Genomic DNA, 22,037 nt, shown 5'->3' with positions numbered 1-22,037 from the left:
CCTTGGTGTAGGTGTACTTGCACTGAAATAGAACAACCGTTCGCATCATGCCGCAGTCGGTGGCGCGATTCACAGCGGGTTGCCCCCGATAGCCCGCCCGGGCGTGGGTGCAAGTCATCCCGGTGACAATGCGGCGCATGACCCCTCCCCACTCCGCGCCCACGGGTGCCGACACGGTGGCCGGCCTGGCGCCCGGCCGCTGGAGCCACCGCTTCGCCAGCCTCGGCCCTGCGTTTTACACCGAACTGCGCCCCACGCCGCTGCCGGCCCCCTACCTGGTGGGCAGCAGCCCGGCGCTGGCGCGCGAGCTCGGCCTGGACGAGGCCTGGGCGGAATCCGACGACGCCCTGCAAGCCTTCACCGGCAACCGCCTGCTGCCCGGCATGCGCCCCCTGGCCAGTGTGTACAGCGGCCACCAGTTTGGCCAGTGGGCCGGGCAACTGGGCGACGGGCGGGCCATCCTGCTCGGCGAATTGCCCAGTGAGCAGGGGCCGCAGGAGATTCAACTCAAGGGCGCCGGGCTCACGCCGTATTCGCGCATGGGCGACGGCCGCGCCGTGCTGCGCAGCTCCATCCGCGAATTTCTCTGCAGCGAAGCCATGCACGCCCTGGGCATCCCCACCAGCCGGGCACTGTGCGTCACAGGGTCCGACGCGCCGGTGCGCCGCGAAGAGATCGAAACCGCCGCCGTGGTCACCCGCGTGGCGCCCAGCTTCATCCGCTTCGGGCATTTCGAGCACTTCTCGCACAGCGGCCGACACGACGCGCTCAAGCAACTGGCCGACTTCGTGATCGACCAGTTCTACCCCGGCTGCCGCATCGCCGACGGCAACCCCTACGCCAACCTGCTCGAAGCCGTGAGCGCGCGCACCGCGGCCATGGTGGCGCAGTGGCAGGCGGTGGGCTTCTGCCACGGCGTGATGAACACCGACAACATGAGCGTGCTGGGCCTGACCATCGACTACGGCCCGTTCCAGTTTCTCGACGCCTTCAACCCCGCCCACATCTGCAACCACAGCGACACCAGCGGGCGCTACGCCTACCACCGCCAGCCCAACATCGCGCACTGGAACCTGTTCTGCCTGGGCCAGGCCCTGCTGCCGCTGATGGACGACCAGCAGCAGGCGCTGGACGCGCTGGAGCCCTACAAGGCCGTCTTTCCCGCCGCGCTGCAGCAGCGCATGGGCGCCAAGCTGGGCCTGGCCACCGTGCAGGACGGCGACGCCGAGCTGGTCGACCAGCTGATGCAGCTCATGGCCCGCGACGCGGTGGACTTCACCATTTTCTGGCGCCGCCTCTCGCACGCCGTGGCCGGCTTTGCCGAGCCCCTGGCCGACCAGACCGCCGCGCGCCTGGCGATTGAGCCGGTGCGCGACCTGTTTCTGCAGCGCGAAGCCTTCGACGCCTGGGCCCTGCACTGGCGCGGCCGCCTGCAGAGCCAGCCCGGCTTCGACCCGGCCGAAACGCAGGCGCGCATGCTGGCCACCAACCCGCAGACCGTGCTGCGCAACCACCTGGGCGAGATCGCGATCCAGCACGCCCGCCAGGGCGATTTCTCGGCCCTGCGGCGGCTGCAGACCGCGCTCGAACAGCCGTACACCGCCCTGCCCGGCCACGAAGACCTGGCCGACTTCCCGCCCGACTGGGCGGCCCACATCGAAATCAGCTGCTCGTCCTGAAGGAGTTCCCCCCATGACCTTCCCCGTCCAGAAGACTGAAGCCGAATGGCGCGCCCTGCTCGCCGAGAAAGGCGCCGAGCCCGGCGCGTTTGACGTGACCCGCCACGCCCACACCGAGCGCCCGTTCACCGGCAAATACGAGCAGGTCTGGGCCGACGGCAGCTACCACTGCATCTGCTGCGGCAACACCCTGTTCGACGCCAGTACCAAGTTCGACGCCGGCTGCGGCTGGCCCAGCTTTTCGCAGGCCGTGCCCGGCGCCATCACCGAGATCACCGACCGCAGCCACGGCATGGTGCGCGTGGAAACCGTCTGCAGCCAGTGCGGCGCGCACCTGGGGCACGTGTTCAACGACGGCCCCTCGCCCACCGGCCTGCGCTACTGCATGAACTCCGCCTCGCTCGAACACCAGTCGGAGTGAGCGGGTCACGCGCCGGCGTGGTGTCCCGTGGTGTCCAATAGCCACATGAGCACCGCTTCGACCCCACCCTCAGCACCCGCCGCCGTGCACCTGGAAGACCGCCTTACCGAACTGGAAATCAAGGCCAGCTACGCCGACGACCTGCTCGACACGCTGAACGCGGTGGTGGCCCGCCAGCAAGAGCAGATCGACCTGTTGCTGCGCGAAGTGAGCCTGCTGCGCCGCCAGGGCGCTGATGGCGGCTCACCCGGGTTTCGCAACCCGCGCGACGAACTCCCACCGCACTATTGACCCCCCGCAGCGCTTCGCACTACCCCCAGGGGGCGGCACTGGCCGTCCGGCAAAGCCGGCCCGGCGGTGCCCTGGGCTTGCAGGAGCCTCTTCAAACCGGCTCGAACACGCCCACGGCCGGTGCGGCGCTGACCTGCTCGATCGCCGCGTAGTCGCCCAGGCCATCGGGCCAGGGCGTGAGGATCTCGAAGCCGGTGTCCGTCACCGCCACCATGTGTTCCCACTGCGCCGAAAGCGAGCGGTCGCGCGTCACCACCGTCCAGCCGTCCGACAGCTCCTTGGTCTCGCGCTTGCCCGCGTTGATCATGGGTTCCACCGTGAACACCATGCCCGGCTCCAGCTTCAGGCCCGTGTGGCGCTGGCCGTAGTGCAAGACCTGCGGTTCGTCGTGGTAGATCTGCCCGATGCCGTGGCCGCAGTACTCGCGCACCACGCTGAAACCCGCCGCGTGCGCCACCGACTGGATCGCGTGGCCCACGTCGCCCAGCGTCGCGCCCGGGCGCACCTGCTGGATGCCCGCGCGCATCGCCTCGTAGGTCGTGCGCACCAGGCGCTTGGCCAGAATGCCCGGCTCACCCACGCAATACATGCGGCTCGTGTCGCCAAACCAGCCGTCCTTGATCAGCGCCACGTCGATGTTGACGATGTCGCCGTCCTTCAGCTTCTTGTCCGACGGGATGCCGTGGCAGATCACGTGGTTCACCGAAGCGCAGATCGTCTTCGGGTAGCCGTGGTAACCGATGTTGGCCGGAATCGCCTTCAGCTCGTTCACGATGTGGTCGTGGCACAGCCGGTCCAGCTCGTCCGTGGTCACGCCCGGCTTCACGTGTTCGCCGATCATGCGCAACACGTCGGCGGCCAGTTGCCCGGCGCGCCGGGCCATGTCGATCTCGGCCGCCGTCTTGATGGTCACCCCCCGCTTGCTGCCCGTCATGCCGCTTTCTCCAGGCCGGCGGACGGCACGCTCCTGAGACTGGGCTGCGCCTGCCGCTCCGTGTCGATCAACAGCTGGCAAATCTCGCCGTGGCACAGCGTCGGGTTCAGCTCCGACAACATGCCCACGCGCAACCAGTGTTCGGCCTGCGCGTTCATGGAGCGGCTCAGCGCCCCACTGGTCAGACGCAGGTTTTCATGCATCTGCTCTGAAATCTTGATGATGCCCATGCGAGCCTCCTTGTATACGGTTTGTAGCTGGTTCGTATATTACCAAGGAAGGGGCGACTGAGGCATGGGGCGGGGAACGGCCCCTGGGTGTTCGGGTTTTTGCCGGGAGTGGTTTGTTGGGTGGTAGCCGGCAAAGGCTGGATACATGGGGCCGGTGCCGGCCATCAGCAGCCCCTGCCCGTAGGTTAGAGCGGACGTTCAACGTTCGACGTAAGGGGCCTGCCGAAGGCAGGTCCCCTTGACGGAGGAGTTAGGCCTTTTTGCCAGCCCAGACGCCGCCACCGAAACCTTCGCGGGCATAGATTTTGAGTGGAAGTCTGGATTCATACGAACGTCCTTCGAGGTCGTTGTACGTGATGGATACGGCAACCTCGGAGCCGTACTGTAGCCAAGGACCGGTAGCTGAGACACCAATGAAGGCGCCGAAGGATGTTGTGAGTTCCTCTCCGTTTCGAAGGAGAGGAACTTCGCTCTTTGGCAGGAAAACGGCCTCGATTTGCTCGAAACGACTCTTGGCTACACCGGGTTCCAAGAGCTTGGCAATTTCACTGTGGGACGCATGCAATCGAACTCTAACGGCTGGCCTGTTTCCCGTATTGGCCAAGACCAGATTGAAAGTCGCGGCCGAGTTGCCAGACTCATGCTCTGTTAGGAACGCTGTGACGATCGGACGATTCGCCTGCAGCCAGTTGGCGCGCGTGAAGTAGAGCGACACCAAAGATATGACGATAGCCGCCACTGAGGCTGCGGTCTTTAGGTCATCTGCGGTCAGCGACATAGCGTCAAAGGCCTAACGTAATGTCCAGAGCAAAACCTGCTCTATAAACTGGCCGCTGCTCCATAAGTTGGTCATGTGTCCCTCCTGAAAGTGGCTTGCAGCTTGGATTGGCGCCCAATATACATGGATGCATGTCCAGTTATAAAAATTCCGTGAAACCCAGCACCCCTGTGCCGCAGTCCAACCGGTGTTTGGATCAGATGCGTGAGCGCATTCGGTTCATCCACTATAGCCTCAGCATTGAGCAGGTGTACGTCCGAAGGAGCGTTTTTGGGGGAGTGGAGAATGACAACAACGGGTCGGCACGAGGCAGTCACCACACCACAGGCAGACGTTACGGTCCGCCCCCGCATCTCGGTAGACCTACCCCGCATGCACCGGCTCCGCCTGACCCGGATCAACATCAGCCCAGGAAGGACTCCATGGGAATCAACTCGATGCCCCATCCCACAGACTCACCCAACGAGGCGGCGGGGTGCATGGCCGCGAGACGCATGGCCTCGTCACGGCTTCCGGCCTCGATGATGAACAGACCACCCACCATTTCCTTTGCCTCGGTATAGGGTCCGTCGGTGATCTGTGGTTTGCCCCCGCGCGGGCGCAGCGTCATCCAGTCCTTGGGCTCAGCAAGTGACGCGGAAACCAGCACCTTTCCGGTGGCGCGCATCTTTTCATCCATCGGCGGGCATTGACTCACCAATGCTCGCACGTCGTCTGGCGCCATCGCGGCGAATTTTTCAGGGTTGTAGTACGCAAGGCCGAGGTACTTCATGGCTCACTCCTTTTTGGTGGATGCTGTCTTCACGACGAAGCTGCCACCCGGCAATCGACAAGAGTCGAAAGAATTTGCGCGCTGAAGCCTCATCGATCCGCAACGCCAGGTCCGGCCAGGAGCGGCATGAAGCAGTCCCCCGTCACTTCCCCGATTCCGCCTGCTCCATCTGCTTCACCCGCTCAGCGGCCAGATCGCTGACGTAGCCCTCCACCTGCCGTTCAAACTCGGGCAGATCCTGGGGCTTTGTGGGAACGGCGGGCATGGCGGGGACCGCCACATCCGAAATGGCTTCCGGTTGCTTGACCTGAGCCGGCGCGCCGCCGCCCATTTGACGGGCCACGAGAAGGCCGACCACCAGAAGAGCCAATAACAAAGCCACCATTCTCATGAGCACGCACCTCTTTCAACGCCATCGGGTTGTCGAACCGGGCACATCCCGGTCGGCCTGAACCGGGCCATTCTGCCGGTTTCAACCCGGCGCTGAAAGCGGACAGTTCAGATCTTGGGGTTCTTCGGCGTGTCCGTGGTGGGCTTGCCGTCGTCGTCCAGATTCGTGTTCGGCTTGATGGCCGGCGAACCAGCGCCTGGAGCGTCGTCGACGTTGTCTTTCACCATTTCCAGAAATTCATCGACTTCGTCGGTGGAGTGCTTGGATGGCTCGATGTGGGCCGTTTTCTCGCGGGTCATGGTGTTTCCTTTCGGTGTGGGGGCGGGATGCGTTTGTCTGCCAATCGCAGAGCCCCTATGGGGTCAGGTTCGAGGCGGTCTGTCTGTTCGCCAACCAACAACCAGGCGCTGGTCCAGCCGCTTCATCGGCCACCGCCAGCGCTCACCCCTCGGCCCGAAACTGCTTGGCCGCAAACGCCCAGACCATGCGCGATGCATCGGGCCCCTGGCCGTCGCTGAAGGCCTTGCTCGCGGCGCCGCCGCTCCACGCGTGGGCCAGGCCGCTCACGGCGACCAGCGTGGCCACGGTGCTGCCCTTGCGTTTGAAATCGGTGACCCGCATCGGGTAGCGCTGGCCTCGCTGGACGCTGCGCGCCTCGCTCGCCCGCGCCCCGGCGGCGTGGGCCCAGACCTCCGCCGCGGCCTGGCCGTTTTTGGGCGAGACCACGGCGTCCGCGTCGCCGTGGATCACCAGCAGGGGCGGCCAGTGGGCCTCCATCGTGCCCGGCGTGGCCGCCAAGGGGGTGGTGGCGCGATGGCCGTGCATGGCGCCCAGCGCCGACAGGGTGGAGTGCGCGGTGCCGGGTGGAATGCCCGAGTGCATGACGACGGCCTTGAAGCGCCCCGGGTGCCGGGTGACCAGCAAGGCGGCCATGCTCGCGCCGGCCGAGAGGCCGGCGACGGCGATGCGCGCCCGGTCCACGGGATACAGCAGGCAGACCTGGTCGACCGCCTTCATGATCAAGGCGGCTTCGCCGTAGGCACGGCCGGTCTTGGTGTCGAACCAGTTCCAGCAGCCCTGCCCGTTGGCCAGACGGTCTTGCTCGGGGTAGAGCACCAGAAAGCGCTCGCGCATGGCGATGCGGTTCATGCGTGTGCTGGCGGCGAAGCTGTTGGCGTCTTGCCCGCAACCATGCAGCATCACCATCAGCGGCAGCTGCTCGCCCGACTGGACCCCGGGCGGGCGGTAGAGCCGAAAGCGCCGGGCGCCCGCCGTGCCCAGGGCCACGCCGGGAATCCACGCACCGGCACCGGGTGGCGGTGTGCGCTTGGCCACTACAGGCTTCAGGGTCTTCTTGAGCGCACGGGTGCCGGAAGCGGTGGCCAGGCGGGTCATCGCGTTGAGGCTGCGCTCGAAGCTCTTGGCCCAGGCGGACGGGCGTGTTCGTTTTTTCATGGGTGGGGCGCCCGCACCGCGGCGCGATGGCAGGCCCTAGGCACGGGCCAACACGATGAGCGGCGGCACGCAGAACCAGAGAATGAAGGTCAGGGCCAGGACGATGGGGCCATCGATGCGGTCGGGCAGCTCGCCGTTGGCCAGACGGTACAGACACCGCCACAGCCAGATGGCATGCAGCGTGCCGCCAGCGGCGCTCCACACGAGCAGCGCCGACAGGTCCGTGCGCGTCAGCGCCAACAGCGCGGCGATGGCGGGTGCGGCAAGGCAGGCGGCCATCGCCAGGCGGATGGCCGCGCGTGGGCCGAGCCGGACCACCAGCGTGCGCTTGCCAGCCGCCTGGTCGGCCGTGCGGTCGGGGCAACCGGCGAGCAGGATGGACGGCAGCACCGCCAGGCCCAGCGGCAGCGCGAGCAGCCAGGGCAGGCTGTCGGCCCAGTGGCCGCCCTGCACCACGTAGCCGGCCAGGACCGCGCCGATGCTGTGGGTGAGCGCCACGTCGACCTCGCCCAGGCCGCGGTGCGAGAGCTTCAGGGGTGGCACGGTGTAGGCGAGCGCGAGCACGGCAAACACGGTGTAGACCCCGACCGCCGACCCGGCGGAGGCAGCGGGGGCCACGGCGGCGAGAACGGCGAGCGCCCCTGCGGCGCCCAGCATCGACAGAGCGATGCCCTGGCGCATCGCCGCGTGGTCGAGCTGGCCGTCCACCAGCACACGCGAGCCCCCGGTGAACGGGCCGCCGTTGCGGTTGATCCGGTCGCTGTCGAAATCGAACCAGTCGTTGAGAAACACCGTGGCCGCTTCGAGCAGAAACAGCACGAGATAGCCGACGAGGTACGGCGCCATCGCCAGCGGCGCGCCCCCGGTGGCCAGCAGCGCCCCGACGGTGTAGGCGATCCAGGTCATCGGGTAGAACTGCAGCCGCAGCGCGGCCAGCCAGGCGCCCACGCGCTGCCAGCGGCGCTGCGAGGGCGAGAGCGCGCCCGTGGCCAGGCGCGCGCCGATGGACCGGGCGCGGTCCAGCCATTGCTGGCGCTGGCCGGCATCGGCGGCGATCACCGGGCCGCAGGTTTCGACGTGCGCGCTGCGGATGCCGCAGTAGCCGAGCGTCGCGCGCGCCAGCGCCTGCTGCCCCGGCGCGCGGTAGATGAGGCGGTAGATCAGCGGCGGCGTGTCCATGGTGGTGATCAGGTCCGCCGTGCGGCCGCTGAGCAGCTTGTCCCAGCGGTCGTGCGTGACATGGCGGAAAGCGAAACCCGGCGTCAGCACCCGGTCCAGAAAACCCTTGAGCAGGGCCGGGAAGGTGCCCCACCAGGTGGGGTAGACGAACACCAGGTGCTCCGCCCACTGAATGTCCCGCTGCGCGCGTTGCAGGTCCGGCTCCAGCGGCTGCTGCTCGGGCGAGACGGCGTGCACGTCGGGATCGAAATGCAGCTCGCCCAGGACCAGCTCGCGGCACTCCGCGCCAGCCTGGCGCGCACCTTCGCCGCACGCATCGAAGAGCGCGCCACACAGGCTGTCGCGGCGGGGGTGGGCAAGGATCAGCAAACAGCGCATGTAGGTGCCATCGTTGTCGACACGGCACGGGCCGTCAGTTCGCAAGCGCACAGACCTCCGCGACGCGGGGCCTTACGGTTTCTATTGAGCCCCAGCCCCCTCGGTGAACCGAGCAACCCACAGAGGAACCGCATGAAAACACCATTGACCTTGATCGCGCTTTGCGCAGCTGCGCTGCTTCTGGGCGCCTGCGACAAGACACCGCTGAGCCCCCCGAAGCCGACGCTCGGTTCACCGGTGCCGGCCGAGTCCGGCACCACCCCCGCCGCGCCGGTCGCCGATCCGTCGCTGCCGCCCGCCGAGTCGGTTTTCCCGCCGGGGAGCGATGCCAAGTCGGACCCGGCGCTGGGTGAAACGGACGGAACAAGGAAGCCCAAGGAAGAGTCAGAAGAGAAGCTGCTGCCCGGGCAGAACAACGATCACTCGGCACCGCTGAGCCCACCCAAGTGAGCCAGATCGCCGCAGCGCCCCCTTCCCTCCGTCCAACCAGTGAAGGTCGCCCCATGTCCCAGCACTCTGGCACCAAGCGCCCCATCGGACGCCAGATGCCCACCCCGCAACGTGGCGCGAAGCCGCCCAACCTGAACCCCGACCTGCCGCTGCCTCACGAACGCGACGAGTCGACCGACACCACGGCCGAGGAGCCCGACCCCAAGATGGTCCAGGCCAAACGCGACCTCGACGCCGGCCAAGTCGACACCGACATGCGTGCCACCCCCGGCCTGAACGCCGAGCGCCGCGCCCACCTGGTTCCCGGCCCCGGCGGCAAGCCCCCAACGTCGGGCGGCTGATCACCCCGGAGCCAATCCACCACCCGGGCGCATGCCCACTGCAGGCCCATCACCCCCCAAGGAGACCCAAGATGTACGGATTCAATACCACCCTCGAACTGCCGTTCGGCGACGCCCTCGAGCGCGTCACGGCTGCGCTCAAGCAAGAGGGTTTCGGTGTGCTCAGCGACATCGACGTGCAGGGCGCGATGAAGGAAAAGCTCGGCGTCGACATGCCGCCCTACCGCATCCTGGGTGCCTGCAACCCGCCGTTGGCGCACAAGGCCTTGCAGGCCGAGCCCGACATCGGCCTGCTGCTGCCGTGCAACGTGGTCGTCCGCCAGGAAGCCGAAGGCCGCGTCACGGTGGCGTTCATCGATCCGCTGGTGATGATGGAAATGGTCGACAAGCCCGAGGTGCAGGCTGTCGCACAGGACGCTGAGCAGCGATTGCGGCGGGTCTGCAAGAGCCTGATGCCGTGAGCTCGGTGGCCCTGAAGGCCTGTAAACGCGCAGGGAAGGCGTGACGCCGCTTGGGCTCTTTTCCTTCCTGACGGCCTGGTCGCCTGGACTTGCTCCGGTAACCAGAGGCCGCTATGGGCGCAGCTCGATCCGGGTTCCGGACTTGACCAACTTCCACACTTCCTCCATGTCGGCGTTGCTCAGTGCGACACAGCCATTCGTCCAATCGAAGCTTTGGGAAACACCGGAGAGCCAGCCCAGGCCGTTCTTTTGACCATGAATCATGATCTGCCCGCCAGGCGATACGCCTTGCTTCTTGGCGCGTGCTGTGTCTTCCGCGTTTGGATACGAGATGTGGATGGCCTTGTAGAACGCGCTATCTGACTTCTTGTAATCGAGGACGTAGTTTCCTTCTGGCGTTTTCTGATCGCCTTCGATTTGCTTGTGGCCAACTGGGGAACCCCCAAGCGCAACTTTGAACTCCTTCTGCACGACAGAGGACGAAAGGAGCTGAAGCTTTCTTTCGGCCTTCAGGACACGAACCAAGTCAATGGACTGTGCGTGTACGGAGGCCAACGTTCCAGCAAGAAAGAGTGCGAGAAGTTCACGGCGTTGCATCTTTGATACTCACGAACCTTCACCTCAACATCGTTGAGAAAGCCCTCATATAGAAGGCCTTATCTAGATTTCTAGCGCATGCGACTTCTTCCAAAACCACCATGCACTCCTAAATAGCTGCTCCACTATTGCCATAGAGAATTCCAGCCGGCCATTTCAGGTTGATAACAGGCACATCCTGGCCTTATTCATTAATAGCAGACTGAAGAAGTGAAGAGAGTTTCTTCGCTTCGACGACAGAAAGCGTAACTGGCATCATCTGGTAACTCGCAAAGCTCTTTGCTATGAGTTCTAGACCAACCGCCTTGTCGGAAGAGCCGCCGTCAAGCACATGTACTTTCAACCGCAGGGAGACGGGCCGTTGCGGATGCCCTTCGACTTCACCAAGAGTCTTTTCAATCTTTGCACCAAACATCGCAGCTTTAACGCCCCCGTAGCGAATCATGCGAAATAAGAGGTACCCGGGAATAACGAGAAAAGGTATCCAAAACAGATTTTCAATCAGCCAATTCATGGGATAACCCAGGTAAATATGCAGCACTTTCCGGACCAACTCCGGCAGTGCATCCCGCACCTCTGCACTATAGCCTCAGCGTGATAAGACCCGTATCAGCTTTGACGTACGCCGGAGAAACATCCAATCCGGCTGATAGCTTTATCACCCCCTGAGCCAAGGGGCCCAGCGTTCAAAACCGCGCCTGACCCGACTCCTCCAGCCGCACGGCCGGCTCGGTCTGCGCCAGCGTCATCCACACATGGAACGGCAGGCGCTGAATGGCGCGGCGGGGTGCTTCGCGGGCGATGCTGAGTTCGCCGTCTCGTGCGTACATCACGCCGCATTCGGGCGGCACCTCTTCGGGCTGGGCGATGGGCCGGCCTTTGGCGTCGTGGCCTAGCACGTACCAGCAGGCGCTGGCCATCTCCAGGTAGGCGGCGCGCTTGGCGGGCTTCTTCAGGTCGCCCAGCAGGTCGGCGCGGCTGACCTTGATCTCGTGCACCACCGGTTCCAGGTAGGACTCGACCGAGCTGCGGCGGATGGAAAACACATCGGGACAGGCCATGCACCAGGCGTGTTGTGGCTCGTTGGGGTTGGTGGTCACTTCGGATTCAAAGGCCGCCATCTGCGCCACCCAGCCGGGCGCGGGCTCTGCCGCCATGGGCGCGGCGGCCTCGCCCAGCAGCAGCGCGCGCGGCAGCGGCACGCGCAGCATCAGGCCACGCCAGGCCAGGCGGCCCGCGCGCGTCATGGCCACGGCCACCTGCTCGACCAGGGCCTCGTGCGGCGTGCGCGCGGCCTTGTTGCTGGCGAACACGCGCGCCAGCGTCTGGATGCCAGCGTCGGTCACGCGCAGGGTTTCATGGCCGTCGGCGGACACCCGGCGCTCCAGCAGGCCGGCCGCCAGCAGCTCGACCTCGACCATGTCGGCGCAGGGCCAGCCGGCCGAGCGGTAAATGTCGCGCAGGCGCCGGTGGTGCTGGCGGTTGAGCGGGGGCGGTTCGGGGGAAAGGGCGGGCTCCATGAACTGACTATATATCCAGCTGTTTTACTTTGCGTACCCGCTCTTCAGGCAATATAAAATCTAATAAAGAGAACAAAAATGTATAAGTAATGAGTACCTCTAACTTTGCTGAGTTGAAGTAAACTTCGAGACTTCAAATCAGCATTAGAGGCGAGTCATATGGCGGTCGAACAACTTCCTGTCCAGCAGCCGGCTACGAGCCAGAGCCGGTCCGAATTGAGCTTCCCAAAATACAGCCTCGCAGACAGCATCGAGGTTCCCAAGGCGATCTACGTCCAGGGAGGCGGTGCTTGTACGCTTGAGCATTTGGCAACGTACCTTGGATACAAGGGCACGAACAATGGCGCCTTCGCTTCTAAAGTCGGTGCAGCCCGGACCTTTGGGCTGGTTCAGAAGAGCGGGAACCTTTTTCAGGCAACCCCGCTTGCGCACACCATACTCTCTCCGACGTACCCCCACGAAGCTAAAAATGCTCTTGTCGAAGCGTTCTTCAACGCCGAGCTTTTTCGCCGTGTTCATGACGACTTCAAGGGGCGAGAGCTTCCACCAGAGTTCGGCATGAAGAATGCCATGCGAAACCAGTACGGAATTCTGCCAAGTCGGGTAGATCTTGCCTACCGTGTTTTGATTGAGAGTGCTGAAACTGCCGGGTTCTTTGCTACGCGAGCAGGAGCAAAAACCCACCTGATTGTGCCAATGATTCATGTCGGTGCCGGCATCCACGCCACTCAAGCACCGGTTGCTGCAGATTCAGGTCCTAGTTTCGGTGGTGGTGGTGGTGGTGGCGATGGCCCAACACAACCGCCTCAAGCACCAAGTTCAAACCCTGGATCGTCAGCAGCCGTGGGTGCTAACCAAAGCAAGTCCTTGAGTGACGTGAAAGCGCAGTATCTATCCACCCTTATCAAGCTGTTTGAAACAAAGAGCGCTAACGGTGAACTTGATGAAAAACTCATGGAGCGCATCGAACGGCTGCTCAACGGCGAGTAATACCTAAAAGGAGAAAGCAGTGAGGAGATGAGTCGGCCCCGGTGATCTGGCTGCTGCAGCCGGGGCGGAAAAAGGAAGACCTTCGTAGTGTCCGCCCGATCAAGAAGGGCACTACGAAGGTCTGAGGCAGCCACTGAGGTGGCATCACCACTTTCAACGACCCGGGCAAGCCCGGTGAAAGCGACCACCAGTGCGCAAACACTGATGGGTTTCGACTGTATCAACGCGAGGCCTAAGCCTTGTTCGCATCATCGCCAGTCACCTTTGGAGGGGTGAGGAAGTGTACTTCCTGGGCGGGCGCGCAGCAAGGAAAACCTTGCACAAAAACGGAGAACGCCATGCGCTTCTTCAAACGCAAATCCGTGCACGTTCGTGCTTATGTTCGCTATCGCTTCGGGAAGTTGGAGGATGTTTGCCAGCACTGGCGCTCACCCCCGGGACAGATGTCGTTCGAGTTCTAAGTCGACTTTTTGACTTTTCGCCCCGTCTCCGGCTTGGCTTGGGACGGGGCTTTTTCGTTTGTGTTTTTCAGTATCCCAAGAGCGGCCTCAAATACGCGTCCGCTCTCATCCGCTCCAAGTTCCCGCGCCGTTTCCTCGAAGCGTTTCGACTGTTCTGGGTCATCGGGGAGGCTTTGGCGCCTTGCCCCGCCAGTGCCATGCGGTTGCGGGGTTTTCATTGCGCAACCCTTTCGTAAGTCAGCCGTTTGCCCACGACGCCCTTGAGCAGGAGGTCGGCACGCTGGTTGTCATCAATGCCCAGCGACTTGCGGTTAGAGAAGCGGAAATCGAACTCATCAACGTAGCGCTGCAGGTGTTCTTCACTGACGTGGTGATAGATGCCTGAAATGCCGCGCTTGAGGATGCCGAAGTAGGACTCTACGGTGTTGCTGTGGGTGCGAACGCCTTGCACCTTGGAGTCCTTCGCATATTCCTTCTGCGCGTGGTTGGTGGACTCGTGAAGATCGAACTCTTGACCGATCTTCTTGTAATGACCAGCACCGTCAGTCATCAGGTGAGTGTCTTTGGCGATGTTCGCCATCAATATCGGGTGGAGGTTTTTCGCATCGACGTTTGCAATGTGAAAGGAGCGGGTCTTGCCTTCACGGGAAACGAGAGACACCACTTTGCTGCGGTGTCCACCACCCTGAATGGCCTTCTCCCCGCGCTTCGCAGCCATGTAGGTTTCATCCGCTTCAACGATGGAGCCGCCACCACCAAGCAGATCGTTGCTGCCGTCGCGCATAGCCTCACGGATGCGGTGGCCCATGAACCACGCACTCTTCAGGGTGATCCCAAGAGTGCGGTGAAGCTGGTTGGCGCTGATACCCTTCTTGCTGGCAGCGACAAGGTAGATGCCTTGGAGCCACAAGCGCAGAGGGATATGGCTGGATTCAAAGATGGTCCCGACCTTGACGGTGAACGGCTTGCGGCAGTCATAGCACTTGTAGGTGCCGATGCGGGTAGAGGCGCCACCCATCAGCTTGTTCCGCTCAGTACCACCGCAGTGAGGACACACGGGGCCATTCGGCCAGACGCGTGACTCTACGAAAGCGTATGCGGCTTCTTCGTTGTGAAAATGTGGCTGCGAGAGGTAAGACATGGCGGCTCCTGATCGGGTACGCCAAGTATCTGCCTTCTAAGTGGGTACGTCAAGTAAAACATATGGCTATATATCCAGTACCATGCCCCTCACAAGATGAGCCCGACCGAGAACACCGCCACGCCCCGACTGGTTGACGAAGCCGCCGCCGACGCTCCGCTGGGCGCCGTGGCGGTGCGCACGCTGTGCGATTTCGCGGCGCGCCGCGGCGACCTGGATCTGCGCTTCACGCCCTCGCCTTCCGGCAGCGAAGGCGTGGCCGGCCATGGCGAGGTGACGTCGCGGCGCGGCGCGGGTTACCAGCGCGAGGTGCCGCTGGCCAGCCAGTGGCGCGGTCTGCGCGTGCAGGGCCGGGCGGACGGCTGGGACGCCAGCGCGCAGCGTCTGGAAGAGATCAAGACCCACCGCGGCGACGCCGCGGTGATCGCGGACAACGCGCGCGCCCTGCACTGGGCGCAGGCCCGGGTCTACGGCTGGATGCTGTGCGAACAGCTCGGGCTGGAGCGCATCGAGCTGGTATTGATTTACTTCAACATCGACACCGGCCAGGAAACGCCGCTCTCGGAAACCCAGAACGCCAGCACCCTGCGCGCGCACTTCGAAGACCTGTGCGAACGCTACAGCGGCTGGGCCCGGCAGGAGCGGGCGCACCGCAGCGCGCGCGACGCCGCCTTGCGCGCCTTGGTCTTTCCCTTTCCCGAATTCCGCGCCGGCCAGCGGGCGCTGGCCGAGGCCGTCTACCGCGCCCACGCGGCCGGCCGCGTGCTCATGGCGCAGGCGCCCACCGGCATCGGCAAGACGGCGGCCACGCTGTTCGCCGCGCTCAAGGCCGCGCCCGCGCAGGGGCTGGACAAGCTCTTCTACCTGACCGCGCGCACCACCGGCCGCCAGCTCGCGCTGGACGCGCTGGCGCGGCTCGGCGCCGCCAGCCAAGCGCCCGCGCGCCCGGTGCTGCCGCTGCGCGTGCTCGAACGCGTGGCGCGCGACAAGGCCTGCGAACACCCGGACAAGGCCTGCCACGGCGAGTCCTGCCCACTCGCGCGCGGCTTCTACGACCGCCTGCCCGCGGCCCGTGCCGCCGCGGCGCAGGCCGGCTGGCTGGACAAGACCGCGCTGCGCGAACTCGCGTTGGAACACAGCGTGTGCCCCTACTACCTGGGGCAGGAGATGCTGCGCTGGAGCGATGTGGCCGTGGGCGATGTGAACCACTTCTTCGACCTCGGCGCCCACTGGCACGGCCTCACGCTCGAACACGGCTGGCAGACCGCGCTGCTGGTGGACGAGGCGCACAACCTGATCGAACGCGCCCGCGCCATGTACAGCGCCCAGCTCGACCCTGCCGCCTTCCAGGCACTGCGCCGCAACGCGCCGGCCGCGCTGAAAAAAGGCCTCGACCGGCTGCACCGCCAGTGGAACGCGCTGGCGCGGGAACAGGAGAGTGAATACACCGTGCTGCCCGAGCCCCCGGGCGCGTTCAACGCCGCGCTGCAACAGCTCTGCGGCGAGATCGGCGACCACTTGGCGCTGCACCCGCAAGACGCCGCGGGCGGCCCGCTGCAGGCCTGGTTCTTCGATGCGCTGCACTTCCAGCGCGTGGCCGAGCTGCACGGCGAGCACAGCCTCTGCGACCTCACCCGCACGCCCCACCCTGCCCCCGGCACTCGCATGGCGCAACCGCTGATCAGCCTGCGCAACCTCGTGCCTGGCCCGCTGCTGCAGGACCGCTGGAGCGCCGTGCGCGGCGCCACGCTGTTCTCGGCCACGCTCGCGCCCATGGACTACGTGGCCGACCTGCTGGGCCTGCCGGCCGACACCCTGCGCGTGAACGTGCCCTCGCCGTTTGCCGGCGAACAGCTCGCGGTGCGCGTGGCGCCGCACATCTCCACCCGCTGGACCGACCGGCTGGCTTCGCTCACGCCCATGGCCGACACCATGGCCGCGCAGTTCGCGGCCGAGCCCGGCAACTACCTCGCGTTTTTCAGCAGCTTCGACTACCTGGCGCAGGCGCTCGACCGGCTGCAGCAGCGCCACCCGGCCATCCCGGTCTGGGCGCAGTCGCGCGGCATGGGTGAGCCCGAGCGCGAGGCCTTCATCGCCCGCTTCACCGACAGCGGCCAGGGCATCGGTTTTGCGGTGCTCGGCGGTGCGTTCGGGGAAGGCATCGACCTGCCCGGGCGCCGGCTCATCGGTGCCTTCATCGCCACGCTCGGCCTGCCGCAGGTGAACCCGGTGAACGAACAGCTCAAGGCCCGGCTGCAGGCGAAGTTCGGCCGCGGCTACGACTACACCTACCTGTTCCCCGGCGTGCAGAAGGTGGTGCAGGCCGCGGGCCGCGTGATCCGCAGCGAGCAAGACCACGGCACGGTCTGGCTGCTCGACGACCGCTACGCCCGCGCCGAGGTGCGGCGGCTGCTGCCGGCGTGGTGGCATGTCCGCAGTGGCGAACCGCAAGCCCGGTGAGCCATTCGGTCGTTCAACGCGTGAGCGCCATGAACAGCTGCGGCAACCGCTCGGGCAGGCGCTGCACGTTGTCGATCACGGTGTGGCGCCCGCCGAAGATATCGCCCACGTAGGCGTCGGCCTTAGGGTCGAGGCTGATGCAGTGGGTGTAGATGCCGTCCTGGCCGAGTTCGCGCACGGCTTCGCGGGCGTCTTCGATCAGGGTGCGTTCGTCGGGCGTGTCGATGTCGCTGGGCTGGCCGTCGGTGAGGATCAGCAGCAGCTTCTTGTCCGTCTGGCGCGCGCCCAGGTAGTGGCCGGCGTGGCGCAGGGCCGCGCCCATGCGGGTGGACCAGCCCGCTTCGATGCCCGCCAGGCGGCCCTTCACGTCGTCATCGAAGCGCTCCCCGAACCCCTTGATGTGCTGGTAGCGCACGTCGTGCCGGGTGTTGGAATGGAAGCCCGCGATGGCGAAAGGATCGCCCAGTTGCTCGATGGCCCAGGCCAGCAGGGTGACGGCTTCGCGGCTGAGGTCGAGCACGGTCTGCTGGCTCCCACCCGAAGACCCCAATGACACCGGCTCGTTGAGTGACTGCGACAGGTCGAGCAACAGCAGCACCGCGATGTCGCGCCCGTCGGTGCGGCGGCTCATGTTGATGCGGGGGTCGGGCGCGGCGCCGCTCTGGACATCGACCCAGGAACGGATCGCCACGTCCAGGTCCAGCTCGCTGCCCTCTTCCTGAAAACGGATGCGAACCTTGTCCTGCGGCTTGAGCAGATCGAGCAGGCGCTTGAGCTGCTTGGCCAGCCCGGCGTGGCGCGCCAGGATGGCGTGGATGTGGGCGGGGTTGCCGCCGGGTTGCAGGCGCTCGTAGAGGCTCACCCAGTCGGGCCGCCAGGTCTGGCTCTGGTAGTCCCACTCGGGGTAGTGGCGTGGCGGCAGGCCGGCCACGTCGGGTGGGGTTTCGCTCTGGGGTGGCGGCTCGAAGCTCTCTTCTTCGTCACCGGCCTCGATGTAGATCCAGAGGTGGCGGTTGTCGTCGCGGTAGTCCACCTCGGTGTCGGTGAAGAACACATTCGGCTGCTGGTCGCTCTGGCGGCGGATACGCGCCACGCACGAGAGCGCGAGGCTGGCCATCTCTTGCGTGCTCGACTCGCTTGCGGCCAGCGCCTGGTGGAAACGCTGGCAGAAGTGAAGCAGGTCCGGGTCGGTGTAGCCGTGCTGCGCATCAAGCATGGCGCGCGAGAGCATGGCCAGGCGGTGGCGCAGGCACGAGTGCGTGGCCGGGTCGCAGGCGCCCTCGGTCGGGTGCGGGTGCAGGCGCAGCAGCGTGGCGCGCAGGCCGGGGTATTCGCGCAGCAGCAGGGTGTCGATGCGCGCGTCTTCGAAGGTTTCCACCGCCAGGCGCTGGAACGGGCTCCAGTTGTCGGCCACCTGCGGCTGGCTCCAGCGGCGGTGGCCGGCCATGTGGGCGAGCGCGGCGCGGTAGCGGTCGATGCCGCGCACGCCGTCGCGGTCGTCGAGCACGTCGGGCAGGCGCATGCCCAGGTCGTCGAAGTAAGGCCGCAGCGGCACCGACGCATCCGGCGCGGCGGCATCGCCCAGGTGGGTCGTGGCGTAGGGCACGAGCAGCGCCTCTTGCTGCCACAGGGCCTGCAGGTACAGGTCGAGCACTCGGCTGTGGTCGGCCAGCAGGGTGCCGCGGCGCTCGCGCTGCAGCACGGCCCGGGCGTCGGCCGAGCGCAGGGCGAAGTAGTCGCGCTGGTGTTCGGGGTGGTGCTGGTGGTTGCGGATGCCGTACTCCACCCAGCGCTGCAGTCCGCCCACGCTGAGCAGGCCCAGCAGCTGCGGCGCGCGCTCGAAGAACAGCGGCAGGCCGGGGCTGGCAAAGGTCTGGTGGTGGCCGTGGATGGAGCCGGTGGTGCGCTCCATGAAGTCGAGCGAGAGGCTCAGGTAGCGCTGGAACGGTTCGCGCGAGGACAAAGCCCCCAACCCTGGCTGCGCCAGGCCCGCCGAGGGGGTGCCGTCGTTCCTGGGGCGGCCCGGCGAACGACTCAGTCGCCTCGCCACCGCCGCCAGGCTCTGCAGGAACGGCGCGATGGCCTTGCCGTTGGGCGACTTGTAGAGCGTGTGGATGGTGGCCGCGATGGCGGGCAGCGCGTCTTCGCCGAGCGAGCGCGCCACCTGCGGCCACTCGGCCAGGAAGATCAGCATCGGCTCCACGCCGCGGCCCAGCTTGCCGAGGGTGCGCGCGTAATCGAGGTAGGCGTCCAGCCCCTCGGGGCTGAGCACGCGCACCGCATCCACGAGGCAGGCCTCGAACACCGGGTCCACCTCGGGGAAACGCGTGTCGAGCCGGGCGCGCCACGCGGGCAGGCGTTCCAGGAAGCTCGCGGTTTCGGTGGCGGTCATGGCGTCGGCGGAGCTCAGGCCGGCACGGTCTCGAACACGGCGTCGATGGCGTGGTCCAGCGTCTCACGGATGTCGGCGTCGTCGGTGATGGGCCGCACCAGCGCCATGCGGCAGGCGTCGCGCGGCGCCACGCCGTGCTGCATGAGCGTGGCGGCGTAGACCATGAGGCGGGTGGAGATGCCTTCGACCAGACCGTGGCCCTTGAGGTTGCGCGCGGCGACGGCGATCTTCACCAGCCGTTCGGCCAGCGCCACGTCGATGCCGGTTTCGCTGGCCACGATGCGCGCTTCTTGCCCGGGTGGCGGGTAGTCGAAATCGAAGGCGGCGAAGCGCTGTTTGGTGGAGGGCTTCAGGTCCTTCATGAGGTTCTGGTAGCCGGGGTTGTAGGAGATGACGAGCTGGAAGTCCGGGTGGGCGCGCACCTGCTCGCCCTTCTTGTCCAGCGGCAGGGTGCGGCGATGGTCGGTAAGCGGGTGGATCACCACCGTGGTGTCCTGGCGTGCTTCGACGATTTCGTCGAGGTAGCAGATGGCGCCGATGCGCGCGGCATGGGTGAGCGGGCCGTCGAGCCAGCGCGTGCCGCCGGCTTCGAGCAGGTAGCGGCCCACGAGGTCGGAGGCGGTCATGTCTTCGTTGCAGGCGACGGTGATGAGCGGCCGCTTGAGCTTCCAGGCCATGTATTCGACGAAGCGCGATTTGCCACAGCCGGTGGGGCCTTTGAGCATGATCGGCAGGCGCGCGGCGTAGGCGGCTTCGTACAGCGCGACCTCGTTGCTCTGCGGCTGGTAGTAGGGTTCTTGGGTGATGCGGTAGTCGGTGGTCATCTCTGGTCTCCGATTGACTGTGTCCTTGCTGGGATCCGTGATGAAGGCACTTCGCTCCGCGTTTGGAGCACTGGGCATCCAACTACGCTCATGTCCCCCGGGTCGGGCTGCGCCCGCCCCTCCTCCTTTACTTCGCTGCGTCGGACACCCAGCGCTCCAAACGCCAGCACCTGGGCTCCGATCCTCTGTTTTCGCCTCGGCACGCCTACGCTGCTTCGGAATCGGGGCCACTGGGTGTACTGCAAAGCGAGGTAAAGGAGGAGCCGGCCGCAGGCCGGCGGGGGACACGAGCGTCGCAGTGCGCCCAGTGGCCCCGATTCCGAAGCAGCCCCAGCGGCGCGCGTGACTTCCGACCAGGGCACCCGTGGAACCGGCTTCGCCGGGCCACCAGGTGCGTCCCCCCACCGGGGGGAAGCCGCGTCAGCGGCGCAGGGGGGTCATTTATGACTGCCCAATTTCTCGCGCCAGCCGGGGTACAGCTTGTCCGCATCCCCAGGAAACGAGGCAAAGGCCCGCGCGAACTCCTTGTGTTCCTTCGCGAACTCGATCGGGTCCGCGCCCGACTTCCAGCACTCGTAGGACTGGCGCAGCGAAATGGCACCGGCGGCCGGCGAATCGATGTGGCCGTAGGAGCCGCCACCCGAGGTGTTGATCACGTTGCCGTGGCCCAGGTTTTCAAAGAAACCCGGCAGGCGCAGCGCGTTCATGCCGCCCGAGATGATCGGGGTGGTGGGCTTCATGCCGTACCACTTCTGGTAGTAGACCGGGCCTTGCGCCTCGTCGCGCTCGATCATGTAGGCGATGTTCTTGTCCGAGTTCTCGCCTTCCATCTTGCCGTAGCCCATGGTCCCCACGTGGATGCCCGAAGCGCCTTGCAGGCGCGCGATCTTGGCCAGCACGAAGGCCGTGTAGCCGCGCTTGGCGCTGGGGCTGGTGATCATGCCGTGGCCGGCACGGTGGTAGTGCAGGTACTGGCCTGGGTACTGGCGGCGGGCGGTGGTGATCATGCCCGGGCCACCCACGAAACCGTCCACCAGGAAGGCCAGCTTGTCGGCATCGGGGCCGAAGGTTTCCAGCGCGAAATCGGCACGGGCCAGCATTTCGTAGTGGTCGTCGGCGGTGATGTTCATCGAGAACAGCTTGGCCTCACCGGTTTCGTCCTGGGCACGCTTCATCGCGTCGTACACCAGCGGCAACACCTTCTTCAGCGGGCAGAACACCTGGTTGCCCTGGGGCTCGTCGTTCTTGATGAAGTCGCCTCCCAGCCAGAACTGATACGCCGCGGCCGCGAACGGCTCGGGGCGCAGGCCCAGCTTGGGCTTGATGATGGTGCCGGCGATGTAGCCACCGTCCTTGATCGGGCGGCCCAGCACGCGCCACATGTCCGAAATGTCCTTGCTCGGGCCGTCAAACAGCTGGATCGCACGCTCGGGGAAGTAGATGTCGTGGATCTTGGCGTGCTGGATGTCGCCCATGCCCTGGTTGTTGCCGATCACCAGCGTGAGGATGGAGACCATCATCATGCGGCCGTCGGTGATGTTGCGGTCGAACAGGTCCATCGGGTAGGCGATGCGCATGTCTTCCGTGGCTTCGTCGATGTAGTACACCAGCGCGTCCACGCCCTTGGTGAAGTCATCGGTGGTGCTCACTTCGACGTTGGTGCCGGTGGACGACTCGGCCGCGAAGTGGGCTGCGGCCTCCAGGTAGCCGTGACCGGCCTTGGGCTTCATCTTGTAGGCCACGAGGACGTGTTTGCCGCCGGCGATCAGGTCGGCTTCTTTCAGGCTGAGGTCGGCGTAGCGGTTGCTTTGGTCCATGAATCGTCTCCATAAGGGGCTGTTGATGGACGTGATTGTTGGTCCGCAAACGAATAAGTAAAAGTAAAATGTTTA

23 protein-coding genes are annotated in these 22,037 nt (G+C 65.5%); 8 read left to right on the top strand and 15 right to left on the bottom strand.

What is annotated here, in order from left to right; translation table 11 throughout:
- Positions 1–137 precede the first annotated feature (137 nt).
- From HTA01S_RS13905 to HTA01S_RS13895, 3 genes are read left to right on the top strand one after another with little or no spacing between them, the layout of a single operon-like run.
- Positions 138–1,679 (top strand): protein adenylyltransferase SelO, encoded by a 1,542-nt coding sequence (locus HTA01S_RS13905; RefSeq protein ID WP_068172567.1) that lies wholly within the window; start codon positions 138–140, stop codon positions 1,677–1,679.
- Between the two features lie 13 nt (positions 1,680–1,692).
- Positions 1,693–2,100 carry a peptide-methionine (R)-S-oxide reductase MsrB gene (msrB, locus tag HTA01S_RS13900; RefSeq protein ID WP_068172565.1) on the top strand — a complete coding sequence of 136 codons (408 nt, stop codon included), beginning with the start codon at positions 1,693–1,695 and terminating at the stop codon, positions 2,098–2,100.
- 45 nt (positions 2,101–2,145) lie between these two features.
- Positions 2,146–2,391 (top strand): SlyX family protein, encoded by a 246-nt coding sequence (locus HTA01S_RS13895; RefSeq protein ID WP_068172562.1) that lies wholly within the window; start codon positions 2,146–2,148, stop codon positions 2,389–2,391.
- A gap of 91 nt (positions 2,392–2,482) precedes the next feature.
- Here HTA01S_RS13895 and map read toward each other — a convergent pair whose 3' ends face one another.
- From map to HTA01S_RS26225, 8 genes are all read right to left on the bottom strand, one after another.
- Positions 2,483–3,325 carry a type I methionyl aminopeptidase gene (map, locus tag HTA01S_RS13890; protein WP_068172558.1) on the bottom strand — a complete coding sequence of 281 codons (843 nt, stop codon included), beginning with the start codon at positions 3,323–3,325 and terminating at the stop codon, positions 2,483–2,485.
- Positions 3,322–3,555, bottom strand: a complete 234-nt coding sequence (locus HTA01S_RS13885; protein ID WP_068172555.1) for a ParD-like family protein — start codon at positions 3,553–3,555, stop codon at positions 3,322–3,324. The genes map and HTA01S_RS13885 overlap by 4 nt, the downstream gene beginning before the upstream one ends.
- Positions 3,556–3,805: 250 nt before the next feature.
- A complete protein-coding gene (locus HTA01S_RS25295) occupies positions 3,806–4,333 on the bottom strand; it encodes a hypothetical protein (RefSeq protein WP_157572107.1) in 528 nt (175 codons plus the stop codon).
- Between the two features lie 403 nt (positions 4,334–4,736).
- Positions 4,737–5,105, bottom strand: a complete 369-nt coding sequence (locus tag HTA01S_RS13880; protein ID WP_068172553.1) for a YciI family protein — start codon at positions 5,103–5,105, stop codon at positions 4,737–4,739.
- Between the two features lie 142 nt (positions 5,106–5,247).
- Positions 5,248–5,496: a hypothetical protein gene (locus HTA01S_RS13875; RefSeq protein ID WP_068172550.1), complete on the bottom strand. Its 249-nt coding sequence runs from the start codon at positions 5,494–5,496 to the stop codon at positions 5,248–5,250.
- Between the two features lie 107 nt (positions 5,497–5,603).
- On the bottom strand, positions 5,604–5,795 hold the full coding sequence (locus tag HTA01S_RS13870) for a hypothetical protein (protein WP_068172547.1): 192 nt from the start codon (positions 5,793–5,795) through the stop codon (positions 5,604–5,606).
- Positions 5,796–5,937: 142 nt separating this feature from the next.
- Positions 5,938–6,951 (bottom strand): extracellular catalytic domain type 1 short-chain-length polyhydroxyalkanoate depolymerase, encoded by a 1,014-nt coding sequence (locus HTA01S_RS13865; RefSeq protein ID WP_068172543.1) that lies wholly within the window; start codon positions 6,949–6,951, stop codon positions 5,938–5,940.
- A 36-nt stretch (positions 6,952–6,987) separates the two neighbouring features.
- Complete coding sequence (locus tag HTA01S_RS26225) at positions 6,988–8,508, bottom strand: NAD(P)H-dependent oxidoreductase (protein WP_068172541.1); 1,521 nt, start codon at positions 8,506–8,508, stop codon at positions 6,988–6,990.
- Positions 8,509–8,652: 144 nt separating this feature from the next.
- On the opposite strand from HTA01S_RS26225, the gene HTA01S_RS13855 reads away from it, so the two are divergent.
- The 3 genes from HTA01S_RS13855 (at position 8,653) to HTA01S_RS13845 (ending at position 9,760) form a co-directional block, all read left to right on the top strand.
- On the top strand, positions 8,653–8,958 hold the full coding sequence (locus tag HTA01S_RS13855) for a hypothetical protein (RefSeq protein ID WP_068172538.1): 306 nt from the start codon (positions 8,653–8,655) through the stop codon (positions 8,956–8,958).
- Between the two features lie 53 nt (positions 8,959–9,011).
- A complete protein-coding gene (locus tag HTA01S_RS13850) occupies positions 9,012–9,299 on the top strand; it encodes a hypothetical protein (RefSeq protein ID WP_068172536.1) in 288 nt (95 codons plus the stop codon).
- A gap of 71 nt (positions 9,300–9,370) precedes the next feature.
- Positions 9,371–9,760, top strand: coding sequence for a DUF302 domain-containing protein (locus tag HTA01S_RS13845; RefSeq protein ID WP_068172534.1), 390 nt, complete (start codon positions 9,371–9,373; stop codon positions 9,758–9,760).
- Between the two features lie 111 nt (positions 9,761–9,871).
- On the opposite strand, the gene HTA01S_RS13840 is transcribed toward HTA01S_RS13845, so the two are convergent.
- The 3 genes from HTA01S_RS13840 to HTA01S_RS13835 all read right to left on the bottom strand — a co-directional run bounded on the left by HTA01S_RS13840 (position 9,872) and on the right by HTA01S_RS13835 (position 11,877).
- The gene (locus tag HTA01S_RS13840; protein WP_068172531.1) at positions 9,872–10,357 is read right to left on the bottom strand and encodes a L,D-transpeptidase family protein; all 486 of its coding nucleotides are present in this window, start codon (positions 10,355–10,357) and stop codon (positions 9,872–9,874) included.
- Between the two features lie 184 nt (positions 10,358–10,541).
- Positions 10,542–10,871 carry a hypothetical protein gene (locus HTA01S_RS25290; protein ID WP_157572106.1) on the bottom strand — a complete coding sequence of 110 codons (330 nt, stop codon included), beginning with the start codon at positions 10,869–10,871 and terminating at the stop codon, positions 10,542–10,544.
- A 172-nt stretch (positions 10,872–11,043) separates the two neighbouring features.
- Positions 11,044–11,877, bottom strand: coding sequence for a hypothetical protein (locus HTA01S_RS13835; protein WP_245638085.1), 834 nt, complete (start codon positions 11,875–11,877; stop codon positions 11,044–11,046).
- A 159-nt stretch (positions 11,878–12,036) separates the two neighbouring features.
- On the opposite strand from HTA01S_RS13835, the gene HTA01S_RS25285 reads away from it, so the two are divergent.
- Positions 12,037–12,867, top strand: a complete 831-nt coding sequence (locus HTA01S_RS25285; RefSeq protein ID WP_157572105.1) for a hypothetical protein — start codon at positions 12,037–12,039, stop codon at positions 12,865–12,867.
- Between the two features lie 675 nt (positions 12,868–13,542).
- On the opposite strand, the gene HTA01S_RS13830 is transcribed toward HTA01S_RS25285, so the two are convergent.
- Positions 13,543–14,469, bottom strand: a complete 927-nt coding sequence (locus HTA01S_RS13830) for an IS1595 family transposase (RefSeq protein WP_068172528.1) — start codon at positions 14,467–14,469, stop codon at positions 13,543–13,545.
- Positions 14,470–14,565: 96 nt separating this feature from the next.
- Between HTA01S_RS13830 and HTA01S_RS13825 the strand changes: the two genes are divergently transcribed.
- Positions 14,566–16,929: an ATP-dependent DNA helicase gene (locus HTA01S_RS13825; protein ID WP_068172525.1), complete on the top strand. Its 2,364-nt coding sequence runs from the start codon at positions 14,566–14,568 to the stop codon at positions 16,927–16,929.
- Positions 16,930–16,942: 13 nt separating this feature from the next.
- On the opposite strand, the gene HTA01S_RS13820 is transcribed toward HTA01S_RS13825, so the two are convergent.
- The 3 genes from HTA01S_RS13820 to HTA01S_RS13810 all read right to left on the bottom strand — a co-directional run bounded on the left by HTA01S_RS13820 (position 16,943) and on the right by HTA01S_RS13810 (position 21,962).
- Complete coding sequence (locus tag HTA01S_RS13820; RefSeq protein ID WP_068172521.1) at positions 16,943–19,321, bottom strand: nitric oxide reductase activation protein NorD; 2,379 nt, start codon at positions 19,319–19,321, stop codon at positions 16,943–16,945.
- 14 nt (positions 19,322–19,335) lie between these two features.
- Positions 19,336–20,145 (bottom strand): CbbQ/NirQ/NorQ/GpvN family protein, encoded by an 810-nt coding sequence (locus tag HTA01S_RS13815; RefSeq protein WP_068172520.1) that lies wholly within the window; start codon positions 20,143–20,145, stop codon positions 19,336–19,338.
- A gap of 437 nt (positions 20,146–20,582) precedes the next feature.
- Positions 20,583–21,962, bottom strand: a complete 1,380-nt coding sequence (locus HTA01S_RS13810) for a ribulose-bisphosphate carboxylase (protein ID WP_068172517.1) — start codon at positions 21,960–21,962, stop codon at positions 20,583–20,585.
- Positions 21,963–22,037 lie beyond the last annotated feature (75 nt).

Source organism: Hydrogenophaga taeniospiralis CCUG 15921 (assembly GCF_001592305.1).
GTDB lineage: Bacteria > Pseudomonadota > Gammaproteobacteria > Burkholderiales > Burkholderiaceae_C > Hydrogenophaga > Hydrogenophaga taeniospiralis.
This window is presented reverse-complemented; position numbering and strand designations above follow the sequence as displayed.